Below are 20,559 nucleotides of genomic sequence, written 5' to 3'. Positions count from 1 at the left end.
TTCATCGCCCACCGCCATTGGTCATAAAGTCGAGCTTCGCCTATGCTAGCAAACCAAGCACTTGTTTGGTGAACCACATCACAGGGGGAAGTGTCTCAGAGAGGAGCCACGATGAAGAACGACGATTCCAACGAGGTTGTTACATACGAGGTCCGCGGGTCCGTGGCCATCGTGCGGCTGAACCGGCCCGAGTACCGCAATGCGCAGAACTCGAAGGTCACCTACGCACTGGATGCCGCGTTCACGGAGGCCGTGCAGGACGACGCGGTCAAGGTCATCGTCCTGGCCGGGAACGGCAAGCACTTCTCGGCCGGACACGACATCGGCACCCCCGACCGTGACATCGACCAGAGCTTCGAGCGCAAGGCAGTGATGTGGTGGGACCACGTTGGCGCCACGGGCGTTGATTCCCGTTTCGCCCGGGAATCCGAGGTGTACCTCGGCATGTGCCGGCGCTGGCGCGAGATCCCGAAACCGATGATCGCCATGGTCCAGGGCGCCTGCATCGCCGGCGGCCTGATGCTGGCCTGGTCCTGTGACTTCATCGTCGCCAGCGAGGATGCCTTCTTCTCGGATCCCGTGGTCCGGATGGGAATTCCCGGCGTGGAGTACTTCGCCCACCCCTGGGTGATGAACCCGCGTGCCGCCAAGGAGTTCCTCTTCACCGGCGACCGCTTTACGGCCCAGCGCGCCCACGACCTGGGAATGGTCAACCACGTTGTCCCGGACTTGGAGCTGGAGGACACGGTGATGGCCATGGCCGAACGGATCAGCGCCATGCCCCGCCTCGGGCTGGCCCTCGCCAAGAAGGCAGTCAATCAGTCGGAAGACCTGCAGGGTCTACGCGCCGGCATGGATTCGGTCTTCGGGCTGCACCACGCGGCGCACGCACACAACGCAGAGGTCGGCGCGGATTCGCTGGCCGGAATGGGAGTCAAGGGCATGCGCGACGCGGCGGGTACCAAATGAACCTCGATCTGACAGATGAGCAGCACGCTTTCGCGGCGGAGGCACGGGCCTGGCTGGCCGAACACGTGCCGCCGGCCCCGCTGCCGTCGATGGACACGGCCGAGGGTTTTATCGCCCACCGGAAGTGGGAGGCCACCCTGGCCGAAGGCCGCTGGTCGGCCGTTGCCTGGCCGGAGGAATTCGGCGGCCGCAGCGCCGGCCTCGTTGAGTGGGTGCTCTTTGAAGAGGAGTACTACCGCTCCGGCGCCCCGACCCGGGTGGCGCAGAACGGCATCTCCCTGCTGGCGCCCATCCTGTTCGAGCACGGCACCGATGAGCAGCGCGCCCGCTACCTGAAGCCGATGACCGACGGTTCGCTGATTTGGGCGCAGGCCTGGTCGGAACCGGGCGCCGGCAGCGACCTGGCAGCGATCCGCAGCACCGCCCGCCGCGACGACGAGCGCGGCGGTTGGCTGCTGAGCGGCCAGAAAACCTGGAGCTCGCGTGCGGTGTGGGCCGACCGCGGCTTCGGACTCTTCCGCAGCGACCCGGCCGCCGACCGCCACCGGGGCCTGACCTACTTCCTGTTCCCGATGGACGCCCCGGGCCTCACCGTGCGCCCGATTGCACAGCTCGACGGATCAACGGGTTTCGCTGAACTGTTCTTCGAGGATGTTTTTGTTCCCGATGCGGACGTGCTCGGGGCCCCCGGCGACGGCTGGCGCGTCGCCATGAGCACCGCCGGCAATGAGCGCGGGCTCTCCCTGCGCGCCCCCGGCCGCTTCTGTGCAGCCGCCGACCGGCTCATCGATCTGTGGAACGACCAGCAGCACGAGGATCCGTTCGCGCGGGACGCCGTCGTGGATGCCTGGATCAAGGCCGAGGCCTACCGCCTCTACACCTGGGGCACGGTCAGCACGCTGCAGAACGGCGGCGACATCGGCGCCGAGGGCAGCGTGAACAAGGTGTTCTGGTCCGAACTCGACATAGCACTGCACGAAACAGCGTTGACCCTGCTCGGCCCCGCGGCTGAGCTGCGCGGCACCCCCGGCGTGGCCGACGGCCGCTGGGTTGACGACTACCTCTTCTCGATCGCCGGCCCGATCTACGCCGGGACGAACGAGATCCAGCGCAACATCATTGCAGAACGTCTACTCGGCCTCCCCCGCGGCGGCGACGGCAGGAGAGTGTCATGAAATTTGTGTTGACCGAAGAACAGCAGGCACTGGCGGAAGCCGTCGACGAGATCATCGAAAGTGCCGGCGGAACGAAAGCCGCTCGGACCTGGGCGGCCGGCGACCCGGCGTCGGGCCAGGCACTGTGGGCCCAACTCGCCGATCTCGGCCTGCTTGGCCTGTGCGTTCCGGAGGCCGACGGCGGCATGGGCGGCACCGCCGTCGACCTCGTGGTCGCCTTCGAACGGCTGGGCTACCATGCCGTGCCGGGGCCCTACATCGAGTCGGGAGCACTGCTGCCCGACCTGGTCGGTGCCGATGTGCGCCGCGGCATCGTTGACGGTTCGATCATTGCCACGGCGGCAGTGCCCGGGCTTGCTCCCTATGCCCTGGACGCCGCGGCGAGCAGCCATCATTTCCTTGTCGACGCCGAGTCCATTTCGTCAGCCACGTCCGGACCCGGCATCGCCTCAATCGACAGGACACGCACGCTTCATGAGCTCACCGCCGCCGGGGAGTCCTCCGCACTGGATCCGGCCGTGGTGGCCCTGGCCCTCGACCGGGCGACGCTGGCGTGTTCGGCAGTACTGCTGGGTGCGGGTGAACGCCTGCTGGCCGAGGCCGTCTCCTACGCCAAGATCCGCGAGCAGTTCGGACGCGCGATCGGCGAGTACCAGGCGCTCAAGCACCAGCTCGCCGACGTGCGCATTGCCCTCACCTTCGCCCGCCCGCTGGTCACCGGCGCCGCGCTGAATCTCGGGGACCCCGACAGTGCCCGCAGCATCTCTGCGGCCAAGATCGCCGCCGGGGAAGCGGCCAACCTGGCCGCGCGCGTTGCGCTGCAGGTTCACGGTGCGATCGGCTACACCGAGGAGCACGACCTGGGCCTGTGGATCACGCGGGTGCGCGCCCTAATGGGCGTGTGGGGCACTCCCCGCCATCACTATGACCGCATCGCTTCGCTCCTGCTGTCCCCCGGAACCTCCCCCGCGCCTTCCCCCGCGCCCTCGCCCGTCGTCTCCCCCACCCGCTGAGGACATCATGGACTTCTCACTGACCGACGAGCAGAACGAGCTCGTAAAGACGATCCGTGCGGTGCTCAACCGCCACGCGACCTCCGCAGCAGTGCGCAAGGCCGCCGAATCCGAGGCCGGGTACGACGTCGAGCTGTGGCGTGTCCTGGTGGAAGAGGTCGGCGTCGCCTCGCTCGCCATTCCGGAGGAGTACGGCGGAGTCGGCTTCACCTGGTTTGAGACCGGCCTCGTGCTGGAGGCGCTCGGTTACTCCCTGGCTCCCAGCCCGCTGCTCGCCTCCGCAGTCCTTGGTGCAGCCGCGATCCTGCAGGCCGACGACGAAGCGGCCAGGGAGCGACTGCTCCCCGGCATCGCCGAGGGCACCTCCCTGGCAACGCTGGCCTGGGCCGACGGGCAGGGCCGCTGGAGCACCCGCGGGTCGGGCATCGTTGCCACGCCCGGCGAGTCGTGGACGCTTGACGGCACGGCGACACTGGTGCTCGACGGCGGCAGCGCCGACACGGTCATTGCGGTGGCCGCCACGCCGGACGGCGTCGGACTGTTCGAAGTGCTCGACGTCGACGCCATCCAGCGGGTGAACGTCCCCGCAGTGGACACCACGCTGCGCTTCTCGACGATGACGTTTAGCCGGGTTCCCGCCCGGCCGCTCCGGCTGGACGCCGAAGCAGCCCTGGAGAAAATCCGCGACATCGCCATCGTGGCGGTGAGCTGCCTGCAGGTAGGCACCGCGCAGCGAGGACTCGACATGACGGTCGAGTATTCCAAGCAGCGCGTGCAGTTCGGCCGCCCGATCGGCTCCTTCCAGGCGCTCAAGCACCGGATGGCTGACATGCTCGTCCAGGTGGAAACGGCGCGCACCGCCGCCTGGGCTGCGGCCTGGTCCGCCGGAACGGATGCTGCCGACCTGCCCGAGCGGGCCGCCTCCGCCGCCGCCTGGTGCGCAGACGCGCTCGACCATGTGGCGTCCGAGACCGTGCAGATGCACGGCGGCATCGCCATCACCTGGGAACACGATGCCCAGCTCGTCTTCAAGCGGGCCCACGCCACCGGCCAGCTCTTCGGACAGTCACGCGCGCACCGCCGCCGCCTGGGTGTGCTCCTGGGCGTCACAGCGGGCTAACTGCCGCCAGACCGGGGACGGCTCATGCTAGTCTGACTACCAAACAAGCGCTAGGTTTCGCAATGATGCGGGAAAAGAGGAGCGGATGCCCGACAAGAGGATTGGACTCACTGAGGCGATCTCGTCCATTGAGTCCGGAATGACCATTGGTATCGGTGGATGGGGGTCGCGGCGCAAGCCCATGGCCGCGGTCCGTGAGCTGCTGCGCAGCGACGTGACCGACCTGACCGTTGTCGCCTTCGGCGGCCCCGACGTCGGCCTGCTCGTTGCGGCCGGCAAGGTGCGCAAGCTGATTTACGGCTTTGTGTCGCTGGACAGCATCGCGCTGGACCCGCTGTTCACCGCGGCCCGCGAACGCGGCGAGCTGGAAATCAGCGAATACGACGAGGGCATGTTTGTCACCGGGCTGCGCGCCGCGGCCTCCCGGCTCTCGTTTCTGCCCACGCTGGCCGGACTCGGCTCGGACGTGATGGCGGCGAACCCGCACCTGAAAACCATCGCCTCGCCGTACTCCGATGACGAGTACGTCGCGGTCCCGGCAACACCGCTGGATGTTGCCCTGATCCACGTCAACCGGTCCGACAGCGGCGGCAACGCGCAGTTCCTCGGCCCGGACCCGTACTTTGACGACCTCTTCGCCATGGCTGCCACCCGCACCTTTGTAACCACCGAGCGGATCGTGGAAACGGAAGACCTCCTGGACGAGGGCTCATTCCACACCCTCATGTTGAGCCGCATGTACGTCACGGGTGTCATTGAGACCCCCAACGGCGCCCATTTCACCACCTGCGAGCCGGACTACGGCCGCGACGAGGCTTTCCAGAAGCACTATGCCGCCTCCGCGAAGGATCCCGAAAGCTGGCGCGCATTTGTTCACGAATTCCTCTCCGGCGACGAGGCCGGCTACCACGAGGCCGTTGCCCGCTTCCATGCAGTACAGGAGAAAAAGTAATGACCGCAGACGCCACCATCGCCGAAATCTGCATTGCGGCGTGTTCAGACACCTACCGGGAGTCCGGAGAGCTGATGGCGCACGCCGTCGGCACCATCCCGACCATCGGCGCCCGCCTGGCCAAGCTCACGCACAACCCCGACCTGGTCCTGAGCGACGGCGAGGCCTTCATGATGAGCGAGCCGCCGCCCCTCGGCAAATCAGCGGCAGGCGGCGGAATCATCGAGGGCTGGGCTCCGTTCCGCCGCGTCTTTGACATCGTCGCCACCGGCCGGCGCCAGAGCATGATGGGTGCCAGTCAGATTGACCGCTACGGCAACCAGAACATTTCACTGATCGGCGATTGGAACAAGCCCAAGCGCCAGCTCATCGGCGTGCGCGGCGCTCCCGGCAACACGGCCAACCACCGCGTGGATTACTGGGTCTCGCGCCACAGTGCGCGCCTGTTTGTCGAGTCGGTCGACATGGTCTCCGGCGTCGGAAACGACAGGGCGCGGGCCGCGGGACCATCGATGCGGTTCCACCACTTGGGCGTGATTGTCACCAACCTTGCCGTCCTGGGCTACGACGACGACGGCCGCGTCACCGTACTTTCGATCCACCCCGGCGTGGATCCGCAGGAGGTCGTGGACAACACGGGTTTTGCGCTCGACGTCGAGGGCGCTCCCCTCACCCGCGTTCCCACCGCGGAGGAGCTGCGCCTCATCCGCGAGGTGCTGGATCCGCGCGGGGGCCGGACCCGGGAAGTCCAGAACTAACCGGCCCCTGGCGGATCAGTCCTGCTGGCGCCCGTTGTGTACCTGTTGGCGTAACGGGCGGCCGCCACCCCCCGCCGCGGGCCGCCCGCCGGGGCGGAACCAGCGCACCGTCGACCAGACGGCGTCGCGAATGAACCGGTAGGTCATCGCCGAGTCCAGATCTGCGCGGAAGACACCCTCCCGCTGGCCTTCCTGGATCACTTCCTGCCAGATGCCTTCAATCCGGGCACCTTCCTCGGCCACAAACTCGAAGCCGGGAAGGTTGGCCAGAAACGCCGCCTCATTCTGGTAAATGCCAACGGCGTCCGGTTGTTTTTCGATGGTGACAAAGGCAGTCCGGACGAGTTCGTCAAAGACATGCCGCGGCCCGCCGCCGGCGGCGGCAATCTCCTCCGACCGCTGCCGCAGTCCGCCCTGGAAGGACCGCAGGATTTCCTCCAGGATCGCTTCCTTGGACGAGAAGTGGTGATAGAGGCTGCCCGAAAGGATTCCGGCATCGTCGGCAATGTCGCGCACCGTCGTCGCGGAGTATCCGCGGGTGGCTATCAGGTGGGCGGCAATGGCCAGCAGCTGTTCCCGCCGGTCGGAGCCCGGCTCGCTGGCTGCAGATTCCGTTTTTTTGCGCGTTGCCATCAAATCTCCTCTATTCGGAATTACCAAGGTTTTATGCCCAAGCATTTGCTCAATTATCTCGCATTTTAGGCACGTTACTGTATTAGCCGCGCCATTGCGTTTTTTGTCACACGGAATGAAAGGATTCCCTGATGCATCTCTCCGACGCACGGACCATTCCCCAGTTGCTTACCGACATGGCGCGGCTCGGTGACCACCATGCCGTCGTCGTCGGTGACACCGCCGTCTCCTACCGCGAGCTCGCCGACCGCATTTCCGAGGCGTCGCGCGGTTACCTCGCCCAGGGGGTGCAGCCGGGTGACCGGATTGCCCTGTGGGCTCCGAACCGCCTGGACTTCATCCTCGCGATGCTCGGCGCGCAGGCGGTGGGTGCGGCGGTGGTGCCCCTGAACACGCGCTATACCGGTCATGAGGCGGCCATGATCCTGCGCCGCTCGGGCGCGTCGATTCTGGTTGTTGCCGATGATTTCCTTGGCCGCCGGCCGCTGGATCACCTCCGGAAGGCAGCAGCGGAAGCGGCTGCTGAGGGCGAGACCTCGGGTTCTCCGATTTCCGGGCTGCCCGCGGTGCGGCTCGTCATCCGCCTCGACGGGACGGCCGACGACGCGGGCGAACTCGCGTGGAAGTCGTTCCTGGCCGCCGGCGTCACCGTCGCCGACGACGCCGTGAGTGCGGCGGCGGCCGCCGTCCGCCCGGACGACGTCGTCGACATCCTCTACACCTCGGGCACCACCGGCCTACCCAAGGGCGTCATGAGCGCGCACCGGCAGACACTGGGCGTCGCACGGGCCTGGGCCGCCGGGGCAGAGCTCTCCCAGGAGGACCTCTATGCAGTGGTCAACCCGTTCTTTCACGGGTTCGGCTACAAGGCGGGAGTCATCGCAGCGCTGCTGGCCGGTGCCACGATCTACCCGGTGGAGACGTTCAATCCCTCGGAGCTGCTGGAGCTGATCCAGAAGGAACGCATCAGCGTCCTGCCCGGGGTGCCCACCATCTTCACCTCGTTGCTCAACCATCCCGAGCTGAAAACCTACGACACTTCGTCGCTGCGCTTTGCCATCGCCGGCGCTGCGACAGCCCCGGAAACGCTGTTCAGCGACATGTCCACGGTGCTCGGGTTCCAAACCGTTGCGCAGGCGTACGGGATGACCGAGTGTGTGGTCGCAACCTTGTCCCGGCCCGGCGAATCCCTGGAACATGCCAAGCAGACCACGGGCCCGGCGGTTGCCGGCGTCGAAATCAGGGTGGTGGACGCAGCCGGCAAGGATCTGCCGATCGGCGAGGACGGCGAGATCCTGCTCCGCGGCGAGAACGTGATGCTGGGATACTTCGATGATCCCGAGGCCACCAGCAACGCCGTGGACAAGGACGACTGGTTCCACACGGGCGACATCGGCCGGCTGGACGAGCACGGTTGCCTGAAGATCACGGACCGGCTGAAGGACATGTTCATCGTGGGCGGGTTCAACGTCTATCCCGCAGAGATCGAGAACGTGCTGCGGCAGCACCCCGCGGTCAACGAGTCAGCCGTCATCGGCATCGACGACGAACGGATGGGGTCGGTGGGCAGGGCTTTTGTTGCACTGCTGCACGACGCCGATCCGAAGCCCACGTCGGATGACCTTGCCGGCTTCTGCAAAACCCGCCTGGCGAACTACAAAGTGCCGCGCGAGTTCGTGATCGTCAACGACTTTCCCCGCAACGGCACCGGCAAGGTCCTCAAATCCAAGCTGTAAGAGCAGCTGTCGGGAACTTCCCGCGGCACCAAAAAGGGCGGTTGCAGGATTTTCCTGCACCGCCCTTTTCGGATACTTCGGTGACGCTTGTGCGGAAGCTAGCTCAGCCGCTCCAGGATCATGGCCATGCCCTGGCCGCCGGCCACGCACATAGTCTCAACCGCGAACTGCTCGTCGCGCTCCTGCAGGGCGTGGATTGCCGTTGTCGTCATGCGCGCACCGGTCATGCCGAAGGGATGACCCAGGGCAATGGCGCCGCCGTTGACGTTCACCTTGTCGGGGTCGATGCCGATGTCGTCGATCGAGGGCAGGACCTGGGCAGCAAAGGCTTCGTTGAGCTCCATGATGTCCATGTCGCCGATGGACATCTTGGCGTTGGCCAGGGCACGGCGCACTGCGTCAACGGGGCCCAGCCCCATCAGCTCCGGCGACATCGCCGCGACGCCGGTCGAGACGATGCGCGCCAGCGGAGTCAGTCCCAGTTCGGCGGCGCGGCGGTCGCTCATGATGACGAGGGCAGCGGCGCCGTCGTTGAGCGGGCAGCAGTTGGCCGCCGTAACGGTGCCGTGTTCGCGGAACACCGGCTGCAGGGTCGAGAGCTTTTCGATCGTCACGCCGGCGCGGGGACCGTCGTCGGTTGAGACAACGGTGCCGTCGGTCAGGGTGACGGGCGTAATGTCCCTGTTCCAGAAACCGCGGGCCGCGGCGGCTTCGGCGCGGTTCTGGCTGCGCACTGCCCACTCGTCCTGTGCCTCCCGGGAAACTCCGCGCAACTGGGCCACGTTCTCGGCGGTGTCACCCATGGCGATGTAGATGTCCGGCAGCTCGCCGCGGTCGCGCGGATCGCTCCAGCGCGCGTCGGCGTCTTTGGCCAGGGCCTTGGTGCGCTCCATGGCGTCGAAGTACGCGGGGTTTTTGGTGTCGGGCATGCCGTCGGACTTGCCGAAGCCAAAGCGGGAGACAGTCTCCACGCCTGCGGAAATGAAGACGTCGCCCTCGCCGGCCTTGATCGCGTGGAGCGCCATCCGGGTGGTCTGCAGGGAGGATGAGCAGTACCGGTGCACAGTGGTTCCCGGAACGCTGTCCAGGCCGAGCTGCATGGCGACCATACGGGCAATGTTGTAGCCCTGCTCCCCCGCCGGTTGGGCGCAGCCCATCATCAGGTCATCGATGGTAGCCGGATCGAGCCCGGGAACGGCGTCCAGTGCGGCACGGATCATCTGGGCGGCAAGGTCATCGCCGCGCATCCCGCGCAGTGATCCCTTGTTGGCGCGGCCAATGGGTGAACGTGCTGCAGAGACAATTACTGCTTCAGTCATCAGTGTGCTCCTTCTACTTCTGCTTCATGAGGTTTGAGAATGTCGGCGTTCGGAGTGTGCGCCAGGAAAGCGGGCCATTCGCCGCCGCCGTCGACGTCGAGCACTGCGCCGGTGATGTGGCTGGCCAGCGGTGAGGCCAGCATGACGCAGGCGGCGCCCACCTCGCCGGGATCGGCCAGCTGTCCGCGCGGAATCGTTGCTGCCACGCGGGCGTAGCTGTCGGCATCGCCGTAGTGGTCCGCGGCGCCCTCGGTGGCGACGAGCCCGCAGCTGACGGCGTTCACCCTGATCTGCGGTGCCCACTCCACGGCCAGGCTGCTGGTCAGGCTTTCCAGCGCGGCTTTCGCGGCACCGTAGACGGCGGTGCCGGGGCTGGGGCGGCGGGCGCTGATGGAGGTGATGTTGACGATCGATCCGCCCTGTTCCTGCGCCATCATGATGGGATGCACCGCGCTGACCACGTGCGCCGCTGACAGGAAGTTCAGTTCGGTGATGGCGCGCTGGTAGCGGGCGGAGCCGCTTTCAAAACGCCCGAACGGCGACCCTCCTGCATTGTTGACGGCGACGTCGATGCGCCCGCGGCGGTCGACGACGTCGGCCACCCACGCGCGCACCTGCTCGTCGTCGCGCACGTCGACGCAGCTGAAATGCACTGCCGGCCGCGTCGAGGCCGACGGCTCAGGTTCTGTCCTGCCGCAAATCTCCACAACGGCGCCGGCGCCGACGAACGCGTCGACGATGCCCGCGCCCACGCCCCGGGCACCTCCTGTGACGAGTACGACCCATCCTGTGAGATCGATTGTTATCGACATCGGTTCCCTGCCCTTTCTTCGCGACGGCGCGAATGGTTCACACTGTACCAAGCAAATGCTAGGTTGTCGCGCTTCACCATAACAAACACTTGCTTGTGTAATCTGGGCGGAACGGTCCATGGCGGAGCACTGGTTGGCGCCTCGCGCAACCCACAACAACGAGGACACTTCATGGGAGCGGTTCCCCTGAACGCAGCACCGGTGACCGAACGGCGTCCGCCGCTGCATCAGCACACGCAGCGGCTGAGCTACGCGGACACTGACCCCGCCGGCATCCTCTATTACGCAGCATGGTTTCCCCGGATGGAGGCCCTGCAGACGGAATGGCTGTGCCTGAACGGCCTGCGGCAGGACACGCTGCTGGAGCGGTTTGGCTGGTCGACCGTCTCGCGGGCAACCCGGTGCGACTACCTCAGCGCGGCCCGGCTCTTTGAGGAGATGACGATTGAACTCCGGGTCGGCGAAATCGGCACGTCCTCGGTGCGCTTTGACTTTGAGATGTGGCGGTACGCCGATGACACGTCGCCACCGCTTCAAACTGGCTCGTCACCGTCTCTCCGGATCAGCGACCCATCCGCACCCCCGAGGTGTGGCCGCGATCAGATCCGGTCCAAGCACCCGAGTCGGCTGGCTGGGAACCTCAAAAGGACCGAACTTCTGTTCCGTACCGGAACGTCCCTCGCGGAGACTAAGTTTGCCATCGTCATACGTAGCCACCAGATCCGCGGTGCTTCCAACGAGCTTGGCTGAGTCGGGAATAGTCCAAAGAACATCACCGGCAACCGCCGCCGCAGAATCTCCGCTCCCACTCTCCGGGGCAGCACTCTTTTCCCCTGAACCCGCGAGAGCGGGAACGAGGAACAACGAAAGAAGCAAAGTAGCGGCAGCCGGGATCGCCCACCAACGCTCGCGCGCTGCGGCCCAGATCCGCTGCCCTGTCTTAGCATCTTGTCCCTCTTCAACAAGCGTGGCCGTACCGTCAGCACCGAGTTTGAGAACATACGTCTCATCACCGTCCAAGACAGTGACAAGGACAGGGAACTGCTCAGCCGTCCGAGAGCTGCGCAGCAGCTCCAGCGTTGCTTTCGCGCTGGTTGTCCGGGTGCCATCAGCCGACACCCACGACTCCCCCTCGCGGCGGACTTCGGCTGTAGAACCAATACGGCTGTGTTGTTCTGCCATTACTGTCCTTCCTCGCTGATCTTGGGGCATTCGGTATGGCTTGGCCCAGGGACAGCCAGATCATCTTCCGGAGCTGCCAGCACCCACACGTCAGAGCCCTTGGACTCAAAGCGGGTCAGCGCCCGTGAAGCCTCCAAATTGGCCACAGCAGCCCGCGCCACTGTCAGGGGCACCTGCGCCTGCTTAGCCAACTCCTCGATCCCCAAGGGCTCCGGAGTCCCATTAGCCGTGACATTGCCTGTAGCGATGCCGTAACGGTCAGCGTTACTCACCACGGCCAACAGGATCTTGTCCTCGCACCAGGTGTCCATTCCGTCCGGGAAGATTTCCCGCACAACATCCCGCTCACGCACCCACGTCACCTGTTCCTCATGTAGGCACCCTTTCCGGCGCCCTCTCACCCTCTAAGCACCCCGAAAGGTGCGCTCGCAGAATGTCGCTCCCCGAAAAGGAAACAGCCAGCCCAAACCCCGCAACCCGCCGCGGCCAATCCGCTAAGTACCTACGCCCGGCACTGGCTGTCCTGGCCCTGCTCTGCGGCACAACCGCCATCTATGCCGGTAGCCAGGGACTCGGAGAACCGCTGGCCTACCAACAGGCACCCACCGTCGCCAAGCCGTTCACCGCAGCAGACCCCAGCACCTACACCGGCACCACACCGCCCCCCGGAAATGCCGCCCTCCACCATCGCTATCCCCCCTGGGGATCACCGCGCCGGTCACCGAATCCGACATAGACACCTCCGGGGCCCTCATCCTTCCGACCTCGGAGAAAACAACCAGGTACACAGGAGCCGCCGCAGCCGCCGCCCTCGGCGCAACCGAAGGCTCCACCGTCATAGCCGGACATGTGAACTTCGCAGACGGCTCACCCGGTGCCCTTGCACCCCTCGCCAAGATCGCCAAAGGAACCCCCGTCTACCTCACGGACACCACAGGGACCCGACACGAATACAAAGCGAACACCGCACAAACCCTCACCAAGACCGGACTCCCCCAGGGGCTCTTCGCCCCCGTCGGCCCGCCCCAGCTCGTCCTCATCACGTGCGGCGGACCCATCGACAACACCGGCAGCATCCTCGAATACACGCACAACACCGTCGTTACCGCAGCCCCAACCACAGTCCCCTAAACGCACAAAAGACCGCTGAAGCCATAGCTTCAGCGGTCTTGGTCGCAATAATAGACAGGATGGTTTCACGGCACTTCATGGCCGGCTGATCTCGTAAGCGGATCCTCCAGCGAGACGCAGGCCTGCGACCGGCTCATCCGCTCAGTGTTTCCGCTCTGGTATGGACCCAGGAGATTGGTTCTGCGGCAGCGGATGCATGGAGTCGATGACACGGGCGGGCATCATCGTCACCTGCGCAGTGAGGTCGACAGGAGTAAAAGCAGGATCAATGCAGGACTTCCAGAACTCGATGTGTTTGGCATCAAGCCAGTGCGAAGACTCATAAAGGTCAGTACCGCCCTCGCCCCGCACGCTGTACCAATAGAGATAGTCGATGCCGTCGAGAGTCTCCGAGAAGATCGTTTCCACGTACATTTGCTCTGGCTCGAGGGTCTCCTGCACAGCCTCCATATGCGACCGCAAGAACTCCATCCATTCAGCTACCTCTTCCTGTTTCCCAGCCTGAACACGGAATCTAGTTAGCTCAACACGCATGACCCAAACCTTTCACGGCTCCTTAACTTTTCTCGGCCATATTTACCGCTTGATCCTACTGGTCACGGCCCCGGTCCTGCCCGTAAGCCGGTCGGCTGCGGACAGGTCTATCAAAAATCAACGTGGTGATTAGACTCCTGGTATGCGTGAGCCCCAGCGGCAGGTCAGAACTTGAGCCCGTCATCCTCGTCCCGTTATGGAAATAGGTTCCAAGCTTGGTGTGGAATCCTTGTCGGCGTATGCGTTTTTCTCCCGCCCATCCTGCGCCTAAGTTATGAGGGATGGACGGGGCCAAACATATTTTTCGTAGCTATTGGTGCCATCTTGATCCTCGCGTGGTCATTTCGGCTGATTTTCATGAATCGGGGCAAACAAGAGCGGACGCCATTGGGGCCAGACGAAGGCAAAAGACACTAGCGACGGGATCCTGAGCTCGCCTTCACGCTCGCCGATCGTCGCTCCACCATACGTAGAAAAGCGATACCGCTAGGCTCCAGAGGAGTACCGCCACAATAATGGTGGACAGCGACGGCCCAAGACTGCATTCACCCGCCACAGCAACAAAATCAGCACAGGGTGCCCGGCCGCGAGAATATTGCCACAACGCCTGCAACCACCGCCGCAATGGCAGCAAGTAGTAAGACGAAACGACGATTCCCCCGCTTGATCATGATTTCCTCGCGACGAGGCCTGCAGTGCTGACGTTGTTTTCCGCACACTACATTGGGTCCTTGCAGATTTCCGCAATACTCGAAACTAATCGCTTCTGGACGATCACTGAGGGATCGGCCTGCGGGCGGGCTGAAGGGACGAACGCAACTCTAATCCGGCTACGTTCGATTCTGGTTCCGCAAACTCCATATACCCATGTAGAGCAGCCACGGCATCATGACAAAGAGGGGAAGCCATGTGGCGACTCTGTCTGTGTTGGCAAAAACGTTGAAGACGGCGATCAACAACATCAGGCTCGTGACGATAACCGCGAGGCGAGCAAAAGGAACAGGTCAAGGACGTATGGATCTCATGAGTGTGATGCTAATGCCATTCGCGCAAGCGTCCGTAAGCCGGTCCATCACCGGGCGCTCGGAATGCCTGCGGTGGGCAGTCTTTGGCCGTGGATGCGACCATTTGTAAGGTAGGAAATAGTTGGTATGTCGCAGAACGATTGGTGAACTTACTGTGCGGATGTCAGTCACCCTTTACCACGTTGTCACATCGCCGACGTCGCAGAACGGACCAGGCGCTGCCAACAGCAACAGCTATAAGAACGGTGATGGTCATAATCCACCATTGTTGAGTAACACCTGCGAATATTGCGCCGAAAATCATTCCCCCTATTAGAGCGCGGTAGAACCAGCCTTTGGGCATTCCGAGGTATCCCGGTTCCGCTTCAGTTTCCATCTGGCCAGCCTAGGCAACTCAGATAGGGAGTCAACCACGGCCATGCCTAGGCGATCCCTCATCAGGACGCTGCCGACCCATGATGAGCACGTTGACGAGTTGCCAAATTCACTATCGAGCCCACGCACCAGAGCGCTGCGCAGCCGACTGACCGTGTGTGCCGATGCCGCGGTGCCGACATCTTGAAACGACCCCATCCCGCCATGGTCCAAGGTGAGAGCATTTTCGCGTTGCCTCAAGCAAAATGCCTCGGTCTGCGATATCGATGAATTGCTCGTCGAGCCAGTCGGCAACTTCTATTCGTTGCTTGTCCTGCTCTGTCCGGGCCGCAGCACGTAGCTCCTCTGCTGCGGCGATTATCTCGTCTCGGATGGCTTCCAAGCTGTACTGCTGTCTACGGCCCATTCATAAATCCTATGTGGTTGTCATTCACTTACCACAGCAACGGATCCCAAGCCGAACGGAAAAACTCTGGTCCGCCGTGTGTACTCGCTCGGCCGGGATTTGGATGACCAACATGGTTCCAATGAACTCATTGACCGCACCAACGCATAGAAGGATTATGCCGAGCCGCCGGGGTGCCATCACGCCAGCATATTCGACGGCACAATCGAGTGCCCGTAAGCCGACAGGCTCACGGGCACTTGAGGTCGCCTTGTGAGTGTGGGTGGTTTCTCAAAAAAGACCAGCGGCTGAACCTAGCCGTCGCTAAGGAGAATCCCAAGATAGTCTGCGGAACGTACGTGTCCTCTCACGTCGAGGTTCCAGGCGGGCCGTATAAACCTTTCCGAGCTAAGGCGCAGGTACTGAACCTCTGTTACTTCCGTAGGTTTCCACGATTCCCTGAAAATCCCATTGGGCTCGTAACCCAAAGATTTTGACACACCTAGAGAAGCCGAGTTCCAGACTGCTGCCTCGGAGACAGCGGTGTTCGCCTTTAACCAATCAAATGCGTAGAGGATGACTGCTGTTCGCATCTCCTTGCCGAGGCCTTGGCCCTGAGCATCTTGGCGGAGCCAGGAGCCCGTTGACACCGTCTTGAGTGTGCCAAACCCTTCGGCACTCAAGTCCTGACACCCGACAAAGTCGTTGCCTCTCCAGACTCCGAAGTGGAGTGCCCACTTCTCCGGTGTCGATTCTGCACGTGCCCGCCAAATCCGTCGTGCAGTGTTTGCGGAAAGATCTTCAGGGCGTGCCTCCGTCCACGGATGGGAAAAAGGCATCTGCCCTGGGGGATGTATGCCAGCCTCCGCGGCTTCCACTGCAGCGGGCAAGTCCGCATCTTGGATCGGTCGCAGAACCAAACGTGGAGTGGAGAGAACTAATCCGAAGGGTGGCCACAAGGTGGCTAGGCTGGTCACCCCTAATCCTAACCAGACGTTGTGACGTTGATCCGGCTCGAAATCCGTAACCTCCTATGTGCACGGCCCGTTGAGGGATCGGCTACCGCCATACGACATTCGTCCTTGCTTCGGTGAGAGCATGGCGGAATGGCTACTCTCGCTGTTCGCCCTCTGCCGGCAGGAGCGGTGGATCTGCATGTCGCGCGACGCCGACGTCACTGGTCCGTGAAGCTCGAACCGTTCTCCATCGGAGTTGTTCCCATTACTGAGGCCACATACGCCCAGATGATGGGCGATGATAAACCAAGCTCCATGTCGCCCGTGGTGGATCTGAGCTGGCTGGATGCAGTCAGGTTCTGCAACACGGCATCAATCTACGATGGACTCGTGCCCGTCTACACAATGGATGAGGGCAATGTGACTTGGCAGACTGAAGCTTCCGGGTACCGGCTGCCGACGGAAGCCGAATGGGAGTATGCCTGCCGGGCCGGTACGACGGGGCCGCATTACGGGTCCCTCGAGCGGATCGCATGGACTGCCGACGATCAGGTGGATGAACCTCAAGCTGTCGGATTGAAGCAGCCCAACACTTTCGGCCTGTATGACACGCTGGGGAACGCTTGGGAATGGTGCTGGGATCTGCTCGACCCAGCACGATATGGAGACTACCGAGTCTTCCGTGGAGGTGGTTTTGCTGACAAACGTTGGAGCGTTCGGGCGTCCACGCGGCGGGGAGGAGCACCCGGGATGAAGCATCCCGACGTCGGCCTCCGAGTAGCCAATGGCCTTTTTCATACGGGGCAATCTGCACAGGGCTGGTCAGCTCAAGCAGACATCAAGCGAGGGACCGTTTGGGGGCCTTTACCGTCAGGCTGGACACCTTTAGGTGAGTAGTACGCGGCCTCCCCCCTGCTAACCCCGCGTGGTGACCTTGAAAAGGATTCTCAGCGAACACCTTGTGTGCGTCTGACATAGATGCGTTCAAGGTTTACTAGATGTCAGGTTTCTGCGCATATGCGGAGAGGACGAGGACCATCACGGTCGTAACCACCATCGCGAGGAGCGGTACCCAGAACGCGATCCGGCGCTGGGCGAGCATCACGAGCGTGGCTGCTGCCGCCGCGAGTGGGATGAGGAAGACGAGAACGATGCCAGTCGTTGCCGCCCAGTGCGGTACTGAACGGGTTCCGTCCATCCAGTCGGACGCGCCGAGGGCGATAATCAAGTACTGCACGACGGCGACGAACGGCTGCGCGACCAAGAAGACGATTGAAAAGACGCGGTCGATGATTGAGGGCTGTCTGGCACTTCGTTCATCGACCTGTGTTTCTGTATCCACTATTCGTCCTAACGCATGCTCGAAGTATTTCCGCTGCCGTCGACGTAGTCTATGGGACTGCCTAACGACCAATCAGCTGCACCAGCCGCGTGCTCATGACCCGACTCAACCGGCCGCACCCGGGACTGCCCGGCCTTGCGAACACGTCCGGCAAAAGAGAAGGGTCAAATAACCGTCGGCTTCCCCGAAATCCGTTCCCCGTTCTGCCGCCGGCCGACATCGGCTGTCCCAGTCAACGACGGGCTTACGGACGTATCCAATGTCAGTTCTCTAGATATGATCTGGGGATGGTGAGCTTCCTGCAACAACCCGAGTGGCACGACACCCCTATCCTTCCGGTATCGATTACCAGGGTCACCGCGCAGAAGTGGCTTGATGCATACGTGGCAGCCTGGAAGTCCTATGACGAACGACAGATTGCGGACCTTTGGTCAGAGACTGCTGAGTGGCACTACCCCTTCCAGATGCGGGCATCAGGACGCGAAGAGATCGTTGCTGAATGGATGAGTGAGCGCGACGCCTTCGTAGGTGAGTCCTTTGATGCCAAGTACTATCCGGTCGCCATTGAGGGTGACCGAGTTGTCGCTCATGGCCGAACAGTCTTCTACCAACCGGGCAGTGATCGCGTGGTCACGGCATACGACAACATGTGGTTTTTACGGTTTGATGACTCGGGACGGTGTTCCGAGTTCCATGAGTGGTACGCCGGCCGCCCTGAGGATGAACCAGATCGGGCAGTTCCTGAGCGCTAGCTCAGCGAGCATAGACAAACTAACCGTTGGACGCTCCGCAGGAGGATCCCTTTCGAAAAGGACAAAGCCACCGCCAGGCCGAAGGGATCTGAAGGGTAGTAGTTTCGCGCCTTGAATATGCTTGCGTAGTACATGCGATGCTTGCAAATACCCCGTCCACTGTAGCAAGGAGTACGCTCGTGAGCCCCTATGAGGTAAGCCCCCAAGACGCCGCTATCACGATCGCGGAAACCGACCGGCTGGCCGCAAAAATGCACAAAGATGTGTATGCAATGCGTGTCGCGATGGTGAGCCTGGCCGCCGCTACTGCCTTCGGGCTGCTCATCATTGGGTTGGTCCCGTCGATCGGTGCTGTCGTCGCTGGAACCACCGCGGTAGTCGCCGCAACCATTCCGGTATCACTCGTCGGCGCAACCGCACGAGCACGCGACCGGGCGTTCTCTCGCCGCTACCTTTTTACTATTGGCTTCTGGGCTCTGTTCTTCGCCGGGACGATCATCACAGGCATGTACCTCTACCCGCAAGTACCGGGCTTCTGGATTCCCGCGGCAATCCTGTGTGCAACCCCGCCTGTCGCCTTCATCGTCACAGGAAACCGAGCGGCCCACTAATGGCACACCCACGATCCGAGCTCGATAAAGAACTACTCTCTCCTCTCCGGCTTTCCATCCTCGCCGCTCTCTCCCGAGTGGGCGAAGCTGAGTTCGCCGCCATTCGCGACGCAATTGAAACGAACGACGCTGAGCTTTCACGACAGCTCACCAGACTCTCTGATGTTGGCTACGTTCGTATCGATAAGCAGCGATCGGGCCGTTACATGAAGACGTGGCTATCCCTCACAAAAGAAGGACACGCAGCCCTCACCGCACACATCGCGGCACTCAAGCGGATCACAGACAACTAAGATTTCAATCCTGTTCAACGTTGCCCGGCTAGGGTTCCTCTTACGGCCACTCAGGGAGTCAAGCGGTAGGTGGCAAACTGGGTGACGTGATAAACACCATCCGCGATTTAGGGCCTGCCAATGTCGAGGCGCTGCAGAATTTACTCGAATCGGTCCCGGACTATGCCGAGCGGATTGCCGGCTATCCGCCGGGGCCGGCGGACGCCCCCAGCGCCTTGATCTCCGTACCACTCAACTTTCCGCGGGCAAGCGTGGAACCGGCTTGTGGAATGGTGCCGACCTCGTCGCCTTTGCCGACATCCTTTTCGGTTACCCTGATCCCGCCGCGGCCTATATCGGACTTTTCATCGTGCACGGCGACCACCCTGGGAAGGGCTTGGGACGAGAGCTCCACGACGCGGTTCTTGCGCGCGTTCACCGGCAATCGTCCGCCGAACGCCTGCGGCTCGGGATCGTCGAGAAGAACGCGGCTCAGCGGAACCATTCTGGCGAGCACTCGGATACCTGCCGACCGGCGAACGGAAAACCGTACCACTACGACAAACTCAGCAGTACCGTCACCCTCTGGGAACGGCCCATCGCACGGGCTCACTGAAGAGCACCGAGTCCCGCCCTGTGGAGGATCCCCTGGTGGAACGCCAGCATGCCTGCGCGCCAGGTGAACGGTGGGTTGCTGTGGACTTCTACCCCCTTAGGCAGAAATACGCCATCCCGAGTACGCCTCGGTAGCCCTGTTCATATGTAGCGCGCTGTTCCACATACTGCCGACGGACCTGCCCTGCGGCGGGATGGCTGGCATCATGTGCTTCTAGCCAGCGGGTAAACCTGTCGCGATATCCGGCCTCGAAGACGTCCCACTCCTGAACGCTTGCCTGGTCGCCGTCCACCACCTCGAAACCAGCGGCACGGATCTGCTCGCGTAGCGCATCCGCTGTCAGGTACTCGTCATCACGTCCAGCCGCAGGGGCGGTAGCAGCCGGATGAGGTGTTGCTGACCAGATCGCCTCGCCGTAGACGAGTCGGCCGCCGGGGAGCACCAGGGCTCGAAGGGCGCGCAGGGCTGCGGCATAGTCGAGCGGCTGCGCGTCCTCTACCGGCGGCCCCCAGATCTGGCTCGCGCCGATGCAGATGACGGCATCTGCGGGGCGAGCCTGAGCTTCTGCCCCGGGCGTCGAATCAAAAGTCGCTCTGTTGAGCAGCCCACGAGCCAATGCCTGTTGCTTCGCCCGGTCGATGGATGCGGAAGCACTGTCCACTCCGCGTCCCCGTGCCTGCGGGGCCGCCGTCAAAACCCGAAGTAGCAGTTCGCCCCATCCGCACCCCATGTCCAGAACCTCAGCCGGCGCCGGGTCGGACAAGAACGCCACAAGGTGAGCGGCACGTTCCTCGGAAAGCGGGGTGAGCCAGGTCAGGGACTCATATAGGGGCGGCAGTTCAAGCAAAGTGTCGTCGGTCACTCAGGGATGTTCTCACGATTCATGGAAGC

The 20,559-nt window shown here is 63.0% G+C and carries 23 protein-coding genes; 14 read left to right on the top strand and 9 right to left on the bottom strand.

Annotation, left to right across the window (positions count from 1 at the left end; translation table 11 throughout):
- Positions 1–111 precede the first annotated feature (111 nt).
- From QNO00_RS00380 to QNO00_RS00355, 6 genes are all read left to right on the top strand, one after another.
- Positions 112–969, top strand: coding sequence for an enoyl-CoA hydratase (locus QNO00_RS00380; RefSeq protein WP_284023227.1), 858 nt, complete (start codon positions 112–114; stop codon positions 967–969).
- Complete coding sequence (locus tag QNO00_RS00375) at positions 966–2,144, top strand: acyl-CoA dehydrogenase family protein (protein ID WP_229965933.1); 1,179 nt, start codon at positions 966–968, stop codon at positions 2,142–2,144. The genes QNO00_RS00380 and QNO00_RS00375 overlap by 4 nt, the downstream gene beginning before the upstream one ends.
- The gene (locus QNO00_RS00370) at positions 2,141–3,157 is read left to right on the top strand and encodes an acyl-CoA dehydrogenase family protein (RefSeq protein WP_284023226.1); all 1,017 of its coding nucleotides are present in this window, start codon (positions 2,141–2,143) and stop codon (positions 3,155–3,157) included. The genes QNO00_RS00375 and QNO00_RS00370 overlap by 4 nt, the downstream gene beginning before the upstream one ends.
- Before the next feature lie 7 nt (positions 3,158–3,164).
- A complete protein-coding gene (locus tag QNO00_RS00365) occupies positions 3,165–4,277 on the top strand; it encodes an acyl-CoA dehydrogenase family protein (RefSeq protein ID WP_284023225.1) in 1,113 nt (370 codons plus the stop codon).
- Between the two features lie 85 nt (positions 4,278–4,362).
- Positions 4,363–5,229 carry a CoA transferase subunit A gene (locus QNO00_RS00360; protein ID WP_229965936.1) on the top strand — a complete coding sequence of 289 codons (867 nt, stop codon included), beginning with the start codon at positions 4,363–4,365 and terminating at the stop codon, positions 5,227–5,229.
- Positions 5,229–5,987: a CoA-transferase subunit beta gene (locus QNO00_RS00355; protein ID WP_229965937.1), complete on the top strand. Its 759-nt coding sequence runs from the start codon at positions 5,229–5,231 to the stop codon at positions 5,985–5,987. Before QNO00_RS00360 ends, QNO00_RS00355 begins: the two co-directional genes overlap by 1 nt.
- A 15-nt stretch (positions 5,988–6,002) precedes the next feature.
- Here QNO00_RS00355 and QNO00_RS00350 read toward each other — a convergent pair whose 3' ends face one another.
- A complete protein-coding gene (locus tag QNO00_RS00350; RefSeq protein WP_284023224.1) occupies positions 6,003–6,620 on the bottom strand; it encodes a TetR/AcrR family transcriptional regulator in 618 nt (205 codons plus the stop codon).
- A 131-nt stretch (positions 6,621–6,751) separates the two neighbouring features.
- On the opposite strand from QNO00_RS00350, the gene QNO00_RS00345 reads away from it, so the two are divergent.
- Positions 6,752–8,356 (top strand): AMP-binding protein, encoded by a 1,605-nt coding sequence (locus tag QNO00_RS00345; RefSeq protein WP_284023223.1) that lies wholly within the window; start codon positions 6,752–6,754, stop codon positions 8,354–8,356.
- A 98-nt stretch (positions 8,357–8,454) separates the two neighbouring features.
- Here the strand turns inward: QNO00_RS00345 and QNO00_RS00340 are convergent, their stop codons facing one another.
- Both QNO00_RS00340 and QNO00_RS00335 read right to left on the bottom strand, forming a co-directional pair.
- Positions 8,455–9,675 (bottom strand): acetyl-CoA C-acetyltransferase, encoded by a 1,221-nt coding sequence (locus QNO00_RS00340; RefSeq protein ID WP_284023222.1) that lies wholly within the window; start codon positions 9,673–9,675, stop codon positions 8,455–8,457.
- On the bottom strand, positions 9,675–10,487 hold the full coding sequence (locus QNO00_RS00335) for an SDR family oxidoreductase (protein ID WP_284023221.1): 813 nt from the start codon (positions 10,485–10,487) through the stop codon (positions 9,675–9,677). The genes QNO00_RS00340 and QNO00_RS00335 overlap by 1 nt, the downstream gene beginning before the upstream one ends.
- Positions 10,488–10,658: 171 nt before the next feature.
- Between QNO00_RS00335 and QNO00_RS00330 the strand changes: the two genes are divergently transcribed.
- Positions 10,659–11,237, top strand: coding sequence for an acyl-CoA thioesterase (locus tag QNO00_RS00330; protein ID WP_284023220.1), 579 nt, complete (start codon positions 10,659–10,661; stop codon positions 11,235–11,237).
- A gap of 431 nt (positions 11,238–11,668) precedes the next feature.
- Here the strand turns inward: QNO00_RS00330 and QNO00_RS00325 are convergent, their stop codons facing one another.
- Complete coding sequence (locus tag QNO00_RS00325) at positions 11,669–12,022, bottom strand: hypothetical protein (RefSeq protein ID WP_284023219.1); 354 nt, start codon at positions 12,020–12,022, stop codon at positions 11,669–11,671.
- A gap of 346 nt (positions 12,023–12,368) precedes the next feature.
- Here QNO00_RS00325 and QNO00_RS00320 point away from each other — a divergent pair, with 346 nt between their 5' ends.
- Positions 12,369–12,800: a class F sortase gene (locus QNO00_RS00320; protein WP_349643457.1), complete on the top strand. Its 432-nt coding sequence runs from the start codon at positions 12,369–12,371 to the stop codon at positions 12,798–12,800.
- Between the two features lie 141 nt (positions 12,801–12,941).
- On the opposite strand, the gene QNO00_RS00315 is transcribed toward QNO00_RS00320, so the two are convergent.
- From QNO00_RS00315 to QNO00_RS00305, 3 genes are all read right to left on the bottom strand, one after another.
- Complete coding sequence (locus QNO00_RS00315) at positions 12,942–13,334, bottom strand: DUF6176 family protein (RefSeq protein WP_284023218.1); 393 nt, start codon at positions 13,332–13,334, stop codon at positions 12,942–12,944.
- 1,188 nt (positions 13,335–14,522) lie between these two features.
- Positions 14,523–14,735, bottom strand: coding sequence for a hypothetical protein (locus QNO00_RS00310; protein WP_284023217.1), 213 nt, complete (start codon positions 14,733–14,735; stop codon positions 14,523–14,525).
- Between the two features lie 698 nt (positions 14,736–15,433).
- The gene (locus QNO00_RS00305; RefSeq protein ID WP_229965952.1) at positions 15,434–16,096 is read right to left on the bottom strand and encodes a GNAT family N-acetyltransferase; all 663 of its coding nucleotides are present in this window, start codon (positions 16,094–16,096) and stop codon (positions 15,434–15,436) included.
- Positions 16,097–16,225: 129 nt separating this feature from the next.
- Here QNO00_RS00305 and QNO00_RS00300 point away from each other — a divergent pair, with 129 nt between their 5' ends.
- Positions 16,226–16,972, top strand: coding sequence for a formylglycine-generating enzyme family protein (locus QNO00_RS00300; protein ID WP_284023216.1), 747 nt, complete (start codon positions 16,226–16,228; stop codon positions 16,970–16,972).
- Positions 16,973–17,069: 97 nt separating this feature from the next.
- On the opposite strand, the gene QNO00_RS00295 is transcribed toward QNO00_RS00300, so the two are convergent.
- Positions 17,070–17,417 (bottom strand): hypothetical protein, encoded by a 348-nt coding sequence (locus tag QNO00_RS00295; protein WP_229965954.1) that lies wholly within the window; start codon positions 17,415–17,417, stop codon positions 17,070–17,072.
- Positions 17,418–17,704: 287 nt separating this feature from the next.
- Here QNO00_RS00295 and QNO00_RS00290 point away from each other — a divergent pair, with 287 nt between their 5' ends.
- The 4 genes from QNO00_RS00290 (at position 17,705) to QNO00_RS17330 (ending at position 19,668) form a co-directional block, all read left to right on the top strand.
- Positions 17,705–18,169, top strand: a complete 465-nt coding sequence (locus QNO00_RS00290; protein WP_284023215.1) for a nuclear transport factor 2 family protein — start codon at positions 17,705–17,707, stop codon at positions 18,167–18,169.
- Positions 18,170–18,348: 179 nt separating this feature from the next.
- A complete protein-coding gene (locus QNO00_RS00285) occupies positions 18,349–18,780 on the top strand; it encodes a hypothetical protein (protein ID WP_284023214.1) in 432 nt (143 codons plus the stop codon).
- Positions 18,780–19,073, top strand: a complete 294-nt coding sequence (locus QNO00_RS00280) for a transcriptional regulator (RefSeq protein WP_283998361.1) — start codon at positions 18,780–18,782, stop codon at positions 19,071–19,073. The genes QNO00_RS00285 and QNO00_RS00280 overlap by 1 nt, the downstream gene beginning before the upstream one ends.
- A gap of 262 nt (positions 19,074–19,335) precedes the next feature.
- Complete coding sequence (locus QNO00_RS17330; protein WP_502862889.1) at positions 19,336–19,668, top strand: GNAT family N-acetyltransferase; 333 nt, start codon at positions 19,336–19,338, stop codon at positions 19,666–19,668.
- Between the two features lie 88 nt (positions 19,669–19,756).
- Here the strand turns inward: QNO00_RS17330 and QNO00_RS00270 are convergent, their stop codons facing one another.
- Complete coding sequence (locus QNO00_RS00270) at positions 19,757–20,530, bottom strand: SAM-dependent methyltransferase (protein WP_284023212.1); 774 nt, start codon at positions 20,528–20,530, stop codon at positions 19,757–19,759.
- Positions 20,531–20,559 lie beyond the last annotated feature (29 nt).

Origin of the sequence: Arthrobacter sp. zg-Y1219 (assembly GCF_030125545.1) — a bacterium.
Classification (GTDB): Bacteria; Actinomycetota; Actinomycetes; order Actinomycetales; family Micrococcaceae; genus Arthrobacter_B.
The sequence above is the reverse complement of the archived record's forward strand: the minus strand, read 5'-3'. Positions and strand labels throughout refer to the sequence as shown.